A 14,781-nucleotide genomic window follows, 5' to 3' on the forward strand; every position below is an offset into this window, starting at 1 on the left:
CTTCGGCGGCGATAGGCCGTCGATCGCGTCGGGAGAATGGACCGTGCCGAGCGCCCTCACGGATGACGGGATCCGCCTCCATTACGAGGAGAGCGGACGCGGTACGCCGCTGATCTTCGTGCACGAGTTCGCGGGGGACCACCGCAGCTACGAGGCGCAGCTTCGCCATTTTAGCCGACGCTATCGCGCCATCGCGTTCAACGCCCGGGGTTACCCGCCGTCCGACGTTCCGGACGCCGTCTCGGCTTATTCGCAGGCCCGCGCCGCCGACGACATCCTGGCGATCCTCGATCATATCGGCGCTGCGCGCGCCCACGTGGCCGGAATCTCGATGGGCGCCTTCGCGACCCTGCACTTCGGGCTGCGCCATCCCCACCGCGCCCTGTCCCTGTGCCTCGGCGGCTGCGGCTACGGCGCGGAACCCGACCGGCAGGACCTGTTTCGCGCCGAGGCCGAGGCAACCGCGACGATCCTGCGGCGGGACGGCATGGAGGCTTTCGCCGAGCGCTATGCCTACGGGCCGACCCGGGTCCAGTTCGAGACCAAGGATCCCCGCGGGCACGCCGAATTCAAGCGCATGCTGGCCGAGCATTCGGCGACCGGATCGGCCAACACCCAGGCGGGTGTGCAGAAGGGACGACCGTCATTGTACGACCTGCAGAATGCGCTGGCGCAGATCGCCGTGCCGACCCTGATCGTTTCCGGCGATGAGGACTGGCCCTGCCTCGCTCCGAGCCTGATGCTGAAACAGGTCATCCCGTCGGCCGCGCTGGCGATCCTGCCCAATACCGGCCACGCGCTCAGCGTCGAGGAGCCCGACGCCTACAACCGCCTGCTGGGTGAGTTCCTGGCGCAGGTCGAGGCCGGGCGCTGGCCGCTGCGGGATCCGCGGGCGATCTCGACCACCATCACGGGTATCAAGGGCTGACCGGCTCCCGCGGGATGAGCCGGAACTTCGCGAAGCGCTGAGGCTGCGTGGTGACCACGGCGTGGGGCAGGATCGGTTCCCGGTCCTCCAGTTCGAGCCGGAACCGGGCCAGCAGCCGTGCCAGTGACAGCACCGTCTCGATCAGCGCGAATTGGGCGCCGATGCAGACGCGCGGGCCGGCCCCGAAGGGCAGGTAGGAGAACCGCGCCGGCGGCTTCGCGTCGGGCAGGAAGCGTCCGGGGTCGAACGCTTCCGGGTCCGACCAGAGCAACCGGTGCCGGTGAAGCACCCAAGGGCTCACCATCACGATGTCGCTCTTCCTGACGGGATGGCCGGCGAGGGTGTCCGGGCCGAGCGCCCGCCGCACGATCACGAACGCCGCCGGGTACAGGCGCAGGGTCTCGTCCACCGTCGCCCGGATCAGTGGCAGGCGCCCGTCGCTCTGGCAGCCGGTCGGATTGCTGAGGTCGGCGGCCCGCGCCTCGGCGGCAAGCCGCTCCTGCAGTTCGGGGGCGAGCGCCAGCATGTAGGCGGCCCAGAACAGGGTGCCGGCCGTGGTCTCGTGGCCGGCCAGGATCATGGTTGCGACCTGGTCCCGCAATTCGGCCGCACTGAACGGCGCGCCGGTATCGGGGTTGCGGGCGGTGGCGAGCAGGTCGAGCAGGTCTCCGGAATGGCCCTCGTCCCGTGCCGCAGCCTGGCGGGCCGCGATGATACGGTCGAGGAACGGGATCCACCGTCGCCGGAACCGCCCCCGGGCCCAATCGAGCGGCACCGGCCAGCCGGGCGGGATCACGATGTCGAGGAGGTGCGGGCGGCCGATCTTGACGCTGTACTCGGCGATGAAGTCGCGCAGCTCCGGACCGTACCGGTCCATCCCGACCGAGAACATGCTCCGCCCGGCGATCTCGAGCGCCAGCCGATGGAAGGCTGCGAACAGGTCGATCGGACCCTCGGCCGCCTCGGAGACGATGCGATCCATCCCGTCGTTCACGGCAGCGGCGATGTGCGGCACGAGGCCATCGATCGCCCGGGGCGTGAATGCCGGCGCCAGTGTGCGGCGCTGGTGGCGCCAGGCCGAGCCTTCGCTGATCAGCAGGCCGTCGCCCAGGATCGGCCGCAGGATCCGCATCGTCCCGGTGGTGCGGGCGTAATTGGCCTGGTTCTCCACCAGGAAGTGCCGGATCGCCTCGGGGTTGTTCAGGACGTAGCTCGACCGCCCGAGCAGGCCGCGGCGTGTGATCGGCTCCTCGAACGCGCGCCGGGGGAAGCCCGCCAGGCCGTTGTCGCGGATGGAGCGTAGATAGTCCGGAAGCGGAAGCTCGCGCTCCGCCAGGGCCGGGTGCGGCGGCACCAGGCGCGGAAGGCCGGCGAGGCTCGGATCCGTCCGGTCCGAAGTCGCGATCGCGTCCGATGATGGGGGCATGTCCGCCCATTCTGTGCCGGAGTCGCGCCGGACTGTAAACCGTCGGTTCGCCCCGGTCGTGCGCCCCGGCACCGTCAAGCGCGACTCACTCGGCGGCGTTGCGCAGGCGGGACTCGTTCGGCCGAAGCTGCAATCGTGCTGGAAAGCGGGCCGCCTCGGCCTCGCTCGACAGGCTCGCCACGAGACTGCCATGGGGTAGCACCGCGCCCGTCACGTCGAGCAGCGTATCGACCCCACGCTCCAACTGCTCGCTCACCCGGTCCACCACCAGGATCTCCGGATCGCGCAGCAGCGCCCGTGCCAGGCCGATCCGGACACGCACACGCTCGGTGAGCAGCTGGCCGCGATTGCCGACCTGCTTGTCGAGGCCACGCCGCTGGACCGGGCGCTCCAAGTCGAACTCGCGGAACACCGCCCGGGCCTCGCGCTGGATGATCGCCTCGCCGTGCATGCGCGCCGTGTCGATACGGCCGAACAGCAGGTTGTCGAGGACGGTGCTGCGCGGATTGATCCGGTTCGGGTCGTACGATTCGATGTCGCAGCCGTCGTGCCCGTGCATGAACGCCTGGACCACGCCCCGCGCCCCGACGATCCGGAGCAGGAGCGGCTGGTCGAGCAGGCCGAAGCGCATCCGCGGCTCGACGTAGGCGAGGGCGAGCGCCATGAACGCCACGCTGTCCGCCTCGTCCAGCCGGCCCTCCGCGGGCAAGCGGGCGAGCCGGCGCAGGTAATCGGGCAGGGCGTCCGGGGTGATCAGCGAGAAGCGCCGGAACAGCGGGTGACCGGGCGGCACGTCGGCGAAGATGTCCTTGAGGTTCTGGGCGATCGCCACGCCCATGCGGTCGAGTTCGTCCAGCAGCTTCACCCGCTCCAGCGCTTCGCGGAACAGGCGCACCCCCGCGAGCCGTCGCGGATCCGTCAGCGTCGGGTCGCGCGGAACCCCGAACATCAGGTTCTCGGCGACGGTCGCCTGCGCGTTGAAGCTGCCCCGCGAGAACGGGATCACGAGGTCCGCGAGCCCACTCTTGGCGAAATGCTCGCGCAGATGCTCCCGGGCGGCGATCATGCGGCGGCCTGCCGGCGTGTCGTGGACGACCGTGCTCAGGGCTCCTAAACCGAATCGATAGAGGTCGTCGCCGAGATCCAGGCGGAACATCAGGTCTAGCAGGCGTTCGTCGAGTTCGCGGGCATCGCGGACGCCGAACCGGGCGTAGTCGATCCAGGGATCGTCGATGCTGTCCGCCGGATTGCCGGTCTTCACCGCCTCGTTGATCCGCGTCTTGCTGAGATCGATGCCGCGGGTCCGCAGCGGCTGGATTCGTAGCCCGTACAGCAGGTTGTCGCGCACCGTCCCGGGGAACAGGACGGGTTCGAGATCCGCGAAGGCGATACGGCGGGAGCGGACGGCCCGCGGCAGGGTCGACAGGTCGTGATCGCCGACCCGGACCGTGCCGCCGGGCGGGACGCGCAGCCCAGCGAGCACCCGAGCGAATTCCTGTGCGATCGGCCCCGGCGGCACCAGCGCGAGCCGAGACGGCAGATCGGCCTCGACGTCCGTGGTCTCGATCGGCAGCCCCCCCTGGGGATCCCGCAGCGCCAGCGCCTCCACGCGCAGCGGTCCGCCGAGGCGTGGCAGTGTCGCCCGCGAGTCCCGTTCCGCCGGCTGGAGGCGCTGCGGCCCGAAATGCGCCGCCACGGTCTCGTACTTCACCTCGACGTCGAGGCGCTGCTGATCCCAGTCGATCAGCTCCTTCAGGGGAGGTGGGAGATCGCGATAGGCGGCGAGCACCGCCACGAGCTGGCCGATATCGAGCTCGCCCTTGAGCGCGAACACGCCGCCGATGGCGTAGAACAGGAACGGCGTCACCTGCGCGAGCAGGTTGTTCAGGTACTTGACCGCGAATTTTCGCCGATAGATGCGCAGGCGCAGGTCGTAGAGGCTGTACAGCCGGCCGCCGATTTCGGCCCGTTCCCAACGTCCGGTGTCGTTGAGCGTCACCGCCGGCAGGCCGTCGAGCACTTCGGCGACCCGGCCCGCGAGGTTGCGGGAGGCGATCTGGCGCTGGCGGCTCAGCAGGATGATCTGGCGCCGGAGGCGCGGGATCACGGTCATCTGCACCGCCACCATCCCGCCGGCCGCGAGGCCGAGCCAGATGTTCTGCATCATGATGAACGCCAGGGCGGTGGCTGCCTGGGTTCCCAGGAAGACCGGCACCACGATCGCGTCGCCGATGAACGAGCCGATCGGCTCGACCTCGTCCCGGATGATCGTCGCCGTCTCTGAGGATTTCACCTCCCGCTGCGCCTCGGGGGTAAAGCGCAGCATCAGGGAGAACAGCTGATAGCGCAGCCGGCGCAGCATCCGCTCGCCCAGAATACCCTTCTGCAGGTTGATCCAGAACTTGAAGGCGCCGTTGATCAGGACGAGCGTGAGGAACAGGGTCGAGAGGCCCAGCAGCAGCTCGAACCGGTCGAACTGGAAGCCCTCGAACAGCCGCGTCGTCCCGCCGCCCAGCAGGTCCGGCCAATCGATCGTGATCTCCAGGAAGGGTGCGGTCGCCTCGCCGTGCGCGAAGGCCTTGCCGGTGATGGCATCGTTGACGATGCGCTTGGGCAGATCGAGGGAGGCGAAGTAGAACGGCAGCGAGGCCAGGACCACCGCGCAGATCTTGAGCTGGTCGGCCTTCGAGTAGCGCCAGATATACGGGAAGAGCCGCGGCTCAAGCTCGCGCATCGGATCCGTCCGGTGAAAGCCCGTCCTGGCGAAATCGATGCGAGCCGGGTGTGCGCGCACGCACAGATCTGAGCGAAAACTCCATCGAACGACGCGGTTCCATCCCTCGGGCTCGACGCCGCGCGCGATCGTCAGCGCGGCGGCACGATGACGTCACTGCTTTGAGGCCGGACGGCAGCGTCATCGCGGCGTCATATAGGGCATGCCGGCCACCCGGCGGCACCCTTCGATCACGGAACGGCTACCAGCGAAGACTGCGCGTCCGTACGGCGCTGCGGATCGGAGCGATCGCTTTAGGTCGCCTTGAACGCACCAGCTCCGGCCGGCGCATCTCGGCCGCACCACCGAAGGCGCGCAACACGATCGACGCGGTGCCGAATCGAGGCGGGCGGCCGACGCGTCCATGCCGCTGCCGATCGCCGTCTCGCGTGCCGTTCTTCTATGCCTGGTCATCGGATCCGCCCGTTTGGGCCCATGTCCCGCTGCCGGTCTCGGACGGGGAGGGGCGGCGAATCGCCACCGCCAGCCGGCCCGCGCGGACGACGGTCGATCGCCAATGGAACGACGCCCGACAATCACCGTAGCCGGCGTCCGCGAAGATACACGTGTGCGAGCGCGCGAATTTCGATTTCTTCCGCCAGTGAATTCTCTGTCGCGACCTGTGGTTTATTGGGGTATGGGCGTTCCGTAATACACCGGCATGCGTGCGGCGGCCTTGCCGCGGGGCGCGCGGGCTTATATTGCGACGCAACCATCACGACTCCGTACCTCACCCGGCGCGGACGGCCGCGCCGCGCGGCCGCCAGGGAGCCGGCACAACCCGTTTCGGGCCACCATGAATCTGCGCAACATCGCCATCATTGCCCACGTCGACCACGGCAAGACGACGCTCGTCGACAAGCTGCTGGCCCAGTCCGGCACCTTCCGCGAGAATCAGCGGGTCGAGGAGCGGGCGATGGACTCCAACGACTTGGAGAAGGAGCGTGGCATCACGATCCTGGCCAAGGCGACCTCGGTCGTGTGGGAGGACACCCGCGTCAACATCGTCGACACCCCCGGCCACGCCGATTTCGGCGGTGAGGTCGAGCGCATCCTGTCGATGGTCGATGGCGTGATCGTGCTGGTGGATGCCGCCGAGGGGCCGATGCCCCAGACCAAGTTCGTGGTCGGCAAGGCCCTCAAGATCGGTCTCCGCCCGATCGTGGCGATCAACAAGGTCGATCGTCCAGATGCGCGCATCAACGAGGTCGTGAACGAGGTGTTCGACCTGTTCGCGGCGCTCGACGCCACCGACGAGCAGCTCGATTTTCCGATCTTGTACGGGTCAGGCCGCAACGGCTGGATGGCCGACACCCCCGAGGCGGATCCGTCGGTGGGCCTCAAGCCGCTGTTCGAACTCGTGCTCAAGCACGTGCCGCCGGCCAAGGTCGAGGAAGGTCCGTTCCGGATGCTCGGCACCCTGCTGGAGGCCAACCCGTTCCTCGGTCGCATCATTACCGGCCGCATAGCCTCCGGTACCGTCAAGCCGAACCAGCAGATCAAGGTACTGTCGCGGGACGGCAAGGTGGTTGAGACCGGCCGCGTCTCCAAGATTTTGGCCTTCCGGGGCCTGGAGCGCGCGCCGATCGATATCGGCGAGGCGGGCGACATCGTCTCGATCGCCGGCCTGATCAAGGGTACGGTGGCCGACACGTTCTGCGATCCCCAGGTGGACACCCCGATCCAGGCTCAGCCGATCGATCCACCGACCGTGACCATGTCGTTCATCGTCAACGATTCGCCGCTTGCCGGCACCGAGGGTGACAAGGTCACCAGCCGCATGATCCGCGATCGCCTGTTCAAGGAGGGCGAGGGTAACGTCACGCTCAAGATCGAGGAAGCGTCCGACAAGGACTCGTTCTACGTGTCCGGCCGTGGTGAGCTTCAGCTCGCCATCTTGATCGAGACCATGCGGCGCGAGGGCTTCGAGATCGCTGTCTCCCGTCCCCGCGTCGTCTACGAGAAGGACGAGAGCGGCGAGCTCCTCGAGCCGATCGAGGAGGTCGTGATCGACGTCGACGAGGAGCATTCCGGCGTCGTCGTCCAGAAGATGTCGGAGCGGAAGGCCGAGATGCTGGAGATGCGCCCTTCGGGCGGCGATCGCCTGCGCCTCGTGTTCCACGCCCCGACCCGCGGCCTGATCGGCTACCAGGGTGAGTTGCTCACCGACACCCGCGGCACGGCGATCATGAACCGCCTGTTCAAGGCCTACGAGCCTTTCAAGGGCGAGATCGCGGGCCGGCGCAACGGCGTGCTGATCTCCAACGACAAGGGCGAGGCCGTGGCCTACGCCATGTGGAACCTCGAGGATCGCGGCCCGATGATGATCGAGCCCGGCTGGAAGGTTTATCAGGGCATGATCATCGGCGAGCATAACCGCGAGAACGATCTCGAGGTGAACGTGCTCAAGGGCAAGAAGCTCACCAACATTCGCACCACCTCGAAGGACGAGGCCGTTCGCCTGACGCCGCCGATCCGCATGACCCTCGAGCGTTCGCTCGCCTGGATCCAGGACGACGAACTGGTCGAGGTGACGCCGAAGTCGATCCGGTTGCGCAAGACGGTGCTGGACCCGAACGACCGCAAGCGCGTCGAGCGGTCGTCTAAGGACACTGCCGCCTGAGCTGAATGCGCGGCAACCGGGCACTCAGCTTCGGTTGCCGACGGGACTATAGGCTGGTCCCTTGTTGACCCACAGGACAGCGTTGCCAGGGCAGATTGCCTTGGCGGCCCGTCCCGGGTGGGCCGCGTGAACCCAGTGATCTCGATGCCCATCGACCCGCATTCCAGCCAGCAGGCTCGCCCGGCTGCACCTTTTCGGGTCGGTCAGGACGGAGACGGCCGCTGGATCGCCGTGGAGACCGGCGGCAGGGCAGGGGGATTGTTCCGGACCCAGCGGGACGCCATCCGCTACGCCTGTGCCGTAACTGGCTGCCGCCCGGACGAGGTCGCGCTGGCTGTCGAGCCGCTCAACTTCCGCGTGTCGTAAAAACCACGGACGCTTTGGTTTCGGGCCGTTGGGCGAGGGCCCGCTTCGCTGTGTCCGCGCGGGCAATGGCGTTTTTCGCCAGATCCCAAAACGTTCGCCGTCGGACTGCCATTCTGCTTCGTGTGATGTCAGGCCGTCGCACTTTGGCGCCGAAAAGGCCGTGAACGCGTAGCCGCAGCCTGCCGCTGACGACGAGGCACAACCCCATCGCCATCGTTTCTTGAACGGGCTCTCAACTGCTGCCCGGGTCGGTTTCGTCGTTTTGGCTGTCTCCGCCCTGGGGGCCCATCCCAGGTTTACCGTCGGTCTTCTCGTTTGGGTCCTTTACCGCGTCGGGGGCGACGTTGGCCGGCTTCTTCGGCTTCGGATCTTCGCGCTCGCTCACGGTTTATGCTCCTGCTCGACGCGGTAATGGCCGTCGGCGACTTTCTCATCGGCGGCTGGGCCGCGGGATGCCTTCTGGTCCGAATGACCGCCCGAGGAACCGCCGACCGCTGGTGGTGCCCGTCCGGGCTCGCCGGATTGACCCCAACCTTCCTTGGGCTCGGCCTTCGGCGCGCCGGCTCCCCCCATATCGGTGATCGCCGCCTGTTCGGAGGTCTGATGACCGCCACCCGCAGGGTGTTCACCCGGCGTGCCCACCGTGTCGTCGGGCTTGCGGGTGACCGTGCCGGAATCGCTGGTGAGCCGGGCCATCAGCGCTTCCCGTCGTCTTGGCCGACCGCCGCGGTTGCACGATCGATGGCCTCGTTCATGTTCGCGCCCTTGCCGAAATCGCCCTGAAGCTTCTTCAGGTTCTCCGGGGGTGTCTCGGCCTCGGTTGCGTCCGTAGCATCCGATCCGGGCGTTCCGGACGCGATTCGGGCCGCCTCTGCGTCGCCGGCCGGATTGCGCTTCAGGTCGGCCTGGGTGTTGGCCGGCAATCCCACGTCGAGGGGCGAGTCCTGGCCGAGATCCTGGCCGTTGCGGTCGGCATTGGCGTCGAAGTCCTTCAACGACGGCCGTTTCGTCTGATCTGCCATGGCTGCTGCCTCTCGTTCGTCGCGCTGTGGCGGGACAACGGGGGCGGGTGGTCAGGGTTGCGTCGGGCCAGCCGGTCCAGCTCGGGTTGATCGTGCGACTGAGGCCTCAAGGGCCCACGATCTTCGGCACGACGTTCTGCGTCAGCGCCAACACCGCATCCTCGGCGTGTCCGGGACTGTCCGCCCGGGCCTGGATCGTCAGCAGGTCGCCGTCACGCAGGATCACTGCGGTCGATCCCCCGCCATTCCCCAGCGCATAGACGGTGATCCACCCGACCGCCGGACTGACCGGCAGGGCTGAGAGGCGGCAATCGGGGTTCTGCTTGATGCAGAGCGATTCGAGTTTCGCCAGTGATGTCTCGCCGGTCCGTACGCGCTTCTCGGTCCCGTCGGTCAGGCGTCCGAGTTGAACCTCGACGTTCGGCGATCCCTTGCACGGGGAGCAGGTCAGGTTGAGGTCCAACGGAGTCGCCTGGACGGTTGCCATGCTGCCGATCGCGACGCGGACCGGGTCCAAGAGGCCCGTGAGGTCGTGGCTGACGAAGCCTTGCGCCCGCGCGGCCGGGGCAACGAGGCAGCCGAGAAGTATGAGGAGGTAACGCATAGGGGCCAATCCATCCGGTCACGGGTTCGCCGGCGTCGGGCGGTATCCCTGAAATCAGATGACCGATGCGCAAAGGATTTCCAAGGTACTCCTGGGAATGCGTTGTCCCGCGACGCGAAGATCGCGAGTGACGCCAGAAGGCAATGTTGCTTATTTGTTAAGTAACTGAAATTACTGCAACATTGAACGCCGCATAACAGCACTAGCAAGCCGATTATTAGCTAAAATTTACAATAACTAAGACGTCTTTATTGTAAAAAAGTTTTCGAAAGATTGCGCCAAGGCGAGGCAATTTCGTTGCCCGGCTTTGTGACCGTCCACTTCCGGAGCGAATCGAATTTCGTATTGAAAGATCACAGTTAAAGCCGCGCCGGCTGCTTGAGAGCCGGCGCGGCTTGAAACGGTATCTGCCTCGGATCGGGCTAGCCGATTCCGTCGAACAGAGCTGACGAGATGTAGCGCTCGGCGAACGAGCAGGCGATCGTGACGATTCGCTTGCCCTGGAACTCCGGCCGCTTGGCCAGCTCAAGCGCTGCGGCGACGTTGCCGCCGGTGGAGATGCCGCCCGGGATACCCTCGAGGCGGGCCAGCGCCCGTGAGGTCTCGAAGGCGGTGTCGTTGGAGACCTTGAGGACGCCGTCGAGGATGTCCGTGTGCAGGTTACCGGGGATGAAGCCCGCGCCGATGCCCTGGATCTTGTGCGGACCGGGCTGGCCTCCGGAGATGACCGGCGAATCCACCGGCTCGACGGCGAAGACTTGCAGCCCCGGCAGGCGCGGCTTCAAGACCTCGCCGACACCGGTCACCGTCCCGCCCGTGCCGACGCCGGCCACGAACGCGTCGAGCTTGCCGCCCGTGTCGGTCCAGATCTCCTCGGCGGTGGTCTTCCGATGGATCTCGGGGTTGGCCGGGTTCGAGAATTGCTGCGGCATCACCGAGCCGGGGATCTCCTTCAGCAGTTCCTCCGCCTTGGCGATAGCGCCCTTCATGCCCTGTGCACCCGGGGTCAGCGCCAGTTCGGCGCCGAGAAACGCCAGCATCTTGCGCCGCTCGATGGACATCGTCTCGGGCATCACCAGGATCAGCCTGTAGCCGCGGGCCGCGGCCACGAAGGCCAACGCGATTCCGGTATTGCCGGATGTCGGCTCGACCAGCGTACCGCCCGGCTGCAGCTTGCCCGAGGCTTCGAGGGCGTCGATCATGTTGACGCCGATCCGATCCTTCACGCTGGAGATCGGGTTGAAGAACTCGAGCTTCAGCAGGATCTCGGCATCGACGCCGTGCTCCTTGGGCAGGCGGTTGAGGCGCACCAACGGAGTGTTGCCGATGGTCTCTGTGATCGAGCCGTAGACACGGCCGTGGCCGACCTTCGCCGGCGCGTTGAGGGAATCGGCCATCGCGGAACTCCTGCAGGTGACGGGTCGAACAGATGTCGGGTCCGCGCGGTCCGGGCCAAGGGGGGCCGCGGCAGGCCGGCAGACGGGAGGCTGCGATATCGCGTCGCCGAACCCGGTGCAATTAGGCTAAGTGGCCTGTACGAAAGTTCTTTTTGCCAATTCCGTGGATTGAAGACGAATATGGGAGACCGTCGCTGACGCGCAGGGCTTTTGTGGAATATTGTTCTCCCGAAGCGATCGCGGTAAGCCGTCCGATAGAGGTGTCACATGGAACGCGATGGTGCCGCAGCGACTCGCCGCGTGGCTCTCACGGCGGCTCTCGGCCTTCTGGTTGCCCGAACCGCGCGGGCCGCCGAGACGGCGCACGTCGTGCTCGCCACCGCGACGGCCGGCGGCGGCTTCCCGGCTTTCGGGGACGCCTTCGCGATGGCGATCAAGGCGGCGGATCCCGATCTGACTATCGAGACGCGCGCGAGCGGCGGATCGGCGGAGAATGTCGCGCTCCTGCGGGCCGGCCGGGTCGATCTGGCGCTGATCCAGGGGGAATACGCCTATCCCGCACTGGCCGAGCCCGGCGGCCTCACGGTCCTGGCTCCGATGTATCCCACGCCGGGCTTGTTCGCCGTCCCGGCAGCGAGCCCGATCCACTCCGTCGAGGATCTGCGCGGGCGGACGGTGGTGCTGGGCACGCACAAGTCCGGATTGACCGTCATGGGCGGCAGTGTCCTCGAAGCGTCGGGCCTCGACCCGGCGCACGACATCCGCCCGATCCTGCTCGACCGGGCGGGCGACGGCCCGCCCATGGTTCAGGATGGCCGTGCTGACGCGCTCTGGGGCGGCGGTCTCGGATGGCCCGGTTTCATCGCGATGGCGAATGCGCCGGGCGGCGCACGCTTCTTCGGCCCATCCGAAGCCGGCATCGCGCGCCTCGCACGACCCGGCGCGGCTCTCAAGCGCCTGACCGTGCCGGCCGGCAGCTTCGCCGGGCAGCCCGTCGCAATCGAGACGGTGGGCTCATGGAGCCTCGTCCTGGTGCGACCGGGCTTCGATCCGGAGACGGCTTTCCGAATCGTCCGCGCGCTGGCCCGGGCCGACATGGCTGCGCGGCATCCGCAAGGTGCGGACACCCATCCCAGGAATCTCGCCGGGGTCGTGCCGGCATCCCAGCTCAACCCCGGCACCCTGCGCTATCTCGGCGAGACCGGCGTTTCGGTTCGCTGACGCCCGGTCTCTACCGGAACGAGGCGACGCGGCGGTCGCGCTTGCGCTCGGCGGCGGGCTGGTAGGCAATTTCGGCGTGGTGGGTGCAGTACGGCAATCCTGTGATCGAGCGCGCGCCGCAGAACCGGAACTCCGGCGTGGTCGGATCGCCCAGTGGCCACCGGCACATGGATTCCCGCAGGTCCATGATCGTGACCCGCTTCGACACCGCCAGGGCCACCGGCTCGGGGGCGGGGGCCGGCGTCGGGAAGACCGGTGCCGGCCGATGCGCCAGGATCACCACCGGCTCAGGAGCCTGCGTCTCGACCACCGCGATGGCGGTCTCGATCTCGACGGCCTTGGGGGTTGGCGTTGAAGCGGGAGCCTCTTCGGCGCCCCGGGCGCGACCGCCCAGGCCGAGGCGATGCACTTTGCCGATCACCGCGTTGCGGGTGACGCCGCCGAGCTGCGCCGCAATCTTGCTCGCGCTTTGCCCGTCTTCCCACAGCCGGCGCAGGAGCGCCACGCGATCATCTGTCCAGCTCAGGCCCGCTTCCATAGTCCCCCTCCGCCCCCTGCGGCCCGCGCGCTCAGCCGAGGTGACGCAAGGCGTTCCGGGCCGATCAAGACCCTCGCAGCTCATCAAGAGCCGTGCGAACCGCACCCGTGCGCGTCACCCATGCGCGTCGGCTGCCGCACCACGTGCGACACCCTGTCTCGTCAGGCCACGACCGGACCCTAGCGCGGCGCTCGCGCCGCTTGCAAGGGCGGCTCATTGCCCGAGTCGCCCCCTGTCCACCGGCAATGCCCGGTCGGCCTTGGAAGGTGGTTACCCGTCGCCGGAGGGCGTCGTGAGCCCGACGTGACGTGTCGCCGGCGTCACAGCCCGACGTAATCGCATCACAATCGTACCGAATGCTAAGCTTGACCGGAACGAGGTCACGGCCGAGCTGCTTCCTTGTGGCAGAAGGGGCGAGCGTTGCTGTTTTCCGAGGTGAGGACGATGGGTTACCGTCAGGGGGGTCTGCGCGCGTTACTCGCGCTCGGGCTGGCCGGCCAGGTCGCGGCCTGCGGCAGCGTCCCACGCACGGCCTACACCGCCGAGCAGGCGGCGCTCGCCAGCGTGCCCGGCATACCGGGCGCACGCGTCTACGCCGACGCATCGGTCGATACGATCGCGGAACTCGCCGGCAATCCGCTGCGCCGTTCAGCGGGCTTCAACTACCTGGCGCTGTCGGGCGGCGGTGGCGACGGCGCCTACGGGGCCGGCGTCCTGAACGGTTGGACGGCATCGGGCACGCGCCCGGAATTCACTCTGGTCTCCGGCGTGTCGACCGGGGCGTTGATCGCCCCCTTCGCGTTCCTGGGACCGGCCTACGACGCCTACCTCACCGAGTTCTACACCAGCGGCGTCGCCGGCGAACTCGTGACGTCGCCCAGCATCTCCAACATCCTGTTCGGCTCCGGCCTGTTCGGCGACGGGCGCCTGCGCAACCTGATCGCCCGCTACGTCACCCCTGAACTGCTCACCGCCATCGCCGAGGAGCACGCCAAGGGCCGCCGCCTGATGGTGGTGACGACCAACCTCGATTCGCAGCGCTCGGTGATCTGGAACATGGGCGCCATCGCGTCGAGCGGTGCGCCGAACGCCCTGGATCTGTTCCGCGACGTGCTGGCTGCGTCCGCCAGCGTCCCGGCGGTGTTCCCGCCGCAGATGATCGACGTGAACGCGGCCGATGCCCGGTTCCAGGAGATGCATGTCGACGGGTCCGTGGTCACCCCGGTCTTCACGCTGCCGCAGACGCTGCTGCTGCGCGACGGGAAGATCCGCACCGGTGGCAAGGCCAACATCTACGTGGTGATCAACGGCCGGCTGGAGCCCGACTTCGAGGTGACGAAAAACAACACCCTGTCCATCGTCGAGCGTTCGTTCACGACGGCGAGCCGCGCCCGCTCCCGTGCAACCTTGACCGCGACCTACGCGCTGGCCCGCAGCAACGGGATGAGCTTCAACCTCACATACATCGACGAGGACGGCCCGAAGGCCTCGGCCGCGAAGGGCTTCGACACCGCCTACATGCGGGCGCTCTATCAGGAGGGTCTCGAGAAGGGCCGCACCGGCACCTTCTGGCAACACACCGTCCCGGCCTCGCCGACGCTCAAGCAGACCGCAGCGGCGGTCGCGAACTGACGGTCGCAAACAGCGACGCCGCGCATCCGACCGGGCGCGCGGCGCTGCGACTGTGGTTACTTGCCCAGGATCTTGGTGACCAGGCGGCCGATCGGCGTCGCGGTGCTGGCGTTCCGGTCATCGCGGTCGATGGGGCGATTCTCGTTGCCGAGAAGCTTGGTGACGATGCGTCCGATCAGGCTCATGGATCTCTCCCGGCGTTCGCGCCAAAACGGCGCAGCTTGCCCATTAACGGGTGATGCGTGCGGGGC

General features: G+C 67.6%; 14 protein-coding genes. 5 read left to right on the plus strand and 9 right to left on the minus strand.

The features are described from left to right. The first annotated feature begins 43 nt into the window (after window positions 1-43). Window positions 44-928, plus strand: coding sequence for an alpha/beta fold hydrolase (locus tag AC0IY0_RS12785; protein WP_471763977.1), 885 nt, complete (start codon window positions 44-46; stop codon window positions 926-928). Here the strand turns inward: AC0IY0_RS12785 and AC0IY0_RS12790 are convergent. Together AC0IY0_RS12790 and AC0IY0_RS12795 are read right to left on the minus strand one after the other, a co-directional pair. After that, complete coding sequence (locus AC0IY0_RS12790) at window positions 918-2,354, minus strand: cytochrome P450 (RefSeq protein ID WP_471763978.1); 1,437 nt, start codon at window positions 2,352-2,354, stop codon at window positions 918-920. The genes AC0IY0_RS12785 and AC0IY0_RS12790 overlap by 11 nt on opposite strands. 85 nt (window positions 2,355-2,439) lie before the next feature. After that, window positions 2,440-5,088 (minus strand): ABC transporter ATP-binding protein, encoded by a 2,649-nt coding sequence (locus AC0IY0_RS12795; RefSeq protein ID WP_147906793.1) that lies wholly within the window; start codon window positions 5,086-5,088, stop codon window positions 2,440-2,442. An 835-nt stretch (window positions 5,089-5,923) separates the two neighbouring features. On the opposite strand from AC0IY0_RS12795, the gene typA reads away from it, so the two are divergent. Then, complete coding sequence (typA, locus tag AC0IY0_RS12800) at window positions 5,924-7,750, plus strand: translational GTPase TypA (RefSeq protein WP_147937600.1); 1,827 nt, start codon at window positions 5,924-5,926, stop codon at window positions 7,748-7,750. Between the two features lie 126 nt (window positions 7,751-7,876). Then, the gene (locus AC0IY0_RS12805) at window positions 7,877-8,116 is read left to right on the plus strand and encodes an RAG2 PHD domain containing protein (protein WP_348642414.1); all 240 of its coding nucleotides are present in this window, start codon (window positions 7,877-7,879) and stop codon (window positions 8,114-8,116) included. A 232-nt stretch (window positions 8,117-8,348) separates the two neighbouring features. Here AC0IY0_RS12805 and AC0IY0_RS12810 read toward each other — a convergent pair whose 3' ends face one another. From AC0IY0_RS12810 to cysK, 5 genes are all read right to left on the minus strand, one after another. Next, complete coding sequence (locus AC0IY0_RS12810) at window positions 8,349-8,501, minus strand: hypothetical protein (RefSeq protein ID WP_187193374.1); 153 nt, start codon at window positions 8,499-8,501, stop codon at window positions 8,349-8,351. Further along, window positions 8,498-8,812: a hypothetical protein gene (locus tag AC0IY0_RS12815; protein WP_147906795.1), complete on the minus strand. Its 315-nt coding sequence runs from the start codon at window positions 8,810-8,812 to the stop codon at window positions 8,498-8,500. Before AC0IY0_RS12815 ends, AC0IY0_RS12810 begins: the two co-directional genes overlap by 4 nt. Continuing rightward, a complete protein-coding gene (locus AC0IY0_RS12820) occupies window positions 8,812-9,138 on the minus strand; it encodes a hypothetical protein (protein ID WP_147906796.1) in 327 nt (108 codons plus the stop codon). Before AC0IY0_RS12820 ends, AC0IY0_RS12815 begins: the two co-directional genes overlap by 1 nt. 106 nt (window positions 9,139-9,244) lie before the next feature. Continuing rightward, window positions 9,245-9,742, minus strand: coding sequence for a hypothetical protein (locus AC0IY0_RS12825; protein WP_147906797.1), 498 nt, complete (start codon window positions 9,740-9,742; stop codon window positions 9,245-9,247). A gap of 422 nt (window positions 9,743-10,164) precedes the next feature. Beyond that, the gene (gene cysK, locus AC0IY0_RS12830; protein ID WP_147906798.1) at window positions 10,165-11,139 is read right to left on the minus strand and encodes a cysteine synthase A; all 975 of its coding nucleotides are present in this window, start codon (window positions 11,137-11,139) and stop codon (window positions 10,165-10,167) included. A gap of 300 nt (window positions 11,140-11,439) precedes the next feature. On the opposite strand from cysK, the gene AC0IY0_RS12835 reads away from it, so the two are divergent. Continuing rightward, window positions 11,440-12,360 carry a TAXI family TRAP transporter solute-binding subunit gene (locus AC0IY0_RS12835; protein WP_471763979.1) on the plus strand — a complete coding sequence of 307 codons (921 nt, stop codon included), beginning with the start codon at window positions 11,440-11,442 and terminating at the stop codon, window positions 12,358-12,360. Between the two features lie 10 nt (window positions 12,361-12,370). On the opposite strand, the gene AC0IY0_RS12840 is transcribed toward AC0IY0_RS12835, so the two are convergent. Then, window positions 12,371-12,898, minus strand: coding sequence for a GcrA family cell cycle regulator (locus AC0IY0_RS12840; protein WP_471763980.1), 528 nt, complete (start codon window positions 12,896-12,898; stop codon window positions 12,371-12,373). 444 nt (window positions 12,899-13,342) lie between these two features. Here AC0IY0_RS12840 and AC0IY0_RS12845 point away from each other — a divergent pair, with 444 nt between their 5' ends. Further along, window positions 13,343-14,530 (plus strand): patatin-like phospholipase family protein, encoded by a 1,188-nt coding sequence (locus AC0IY0_RS12845; RefSeq protein ID WP_471763981.1) that lies wholly within the window; start codon window positions 13,343-13,345, stop codon window positions 14,528-14,530. A gap of 56 nt (window positions 14,531-14,586) precedes the next feature. Here the strand turns inward: AC0IY0_RS12845 and AC0IY0_RS12850 are convergent, their stop codons facing one another. Continuing rightward, a complete protein-coding gene (locus AC0IY0_RS12850) occupies window positions 14,587-14,715 on the minus strand; it encodes a hypothetical protein (RefSeq protein WP_007561257.1) in 129 nt (42 codons plus the stop codon). Between the last annotated feature and the right edge of the window lie 66 nt (window positions 14,716-14,781).

This window comes from Methylobacterium sp. AC315 (genome assembly GCF_979253755.1).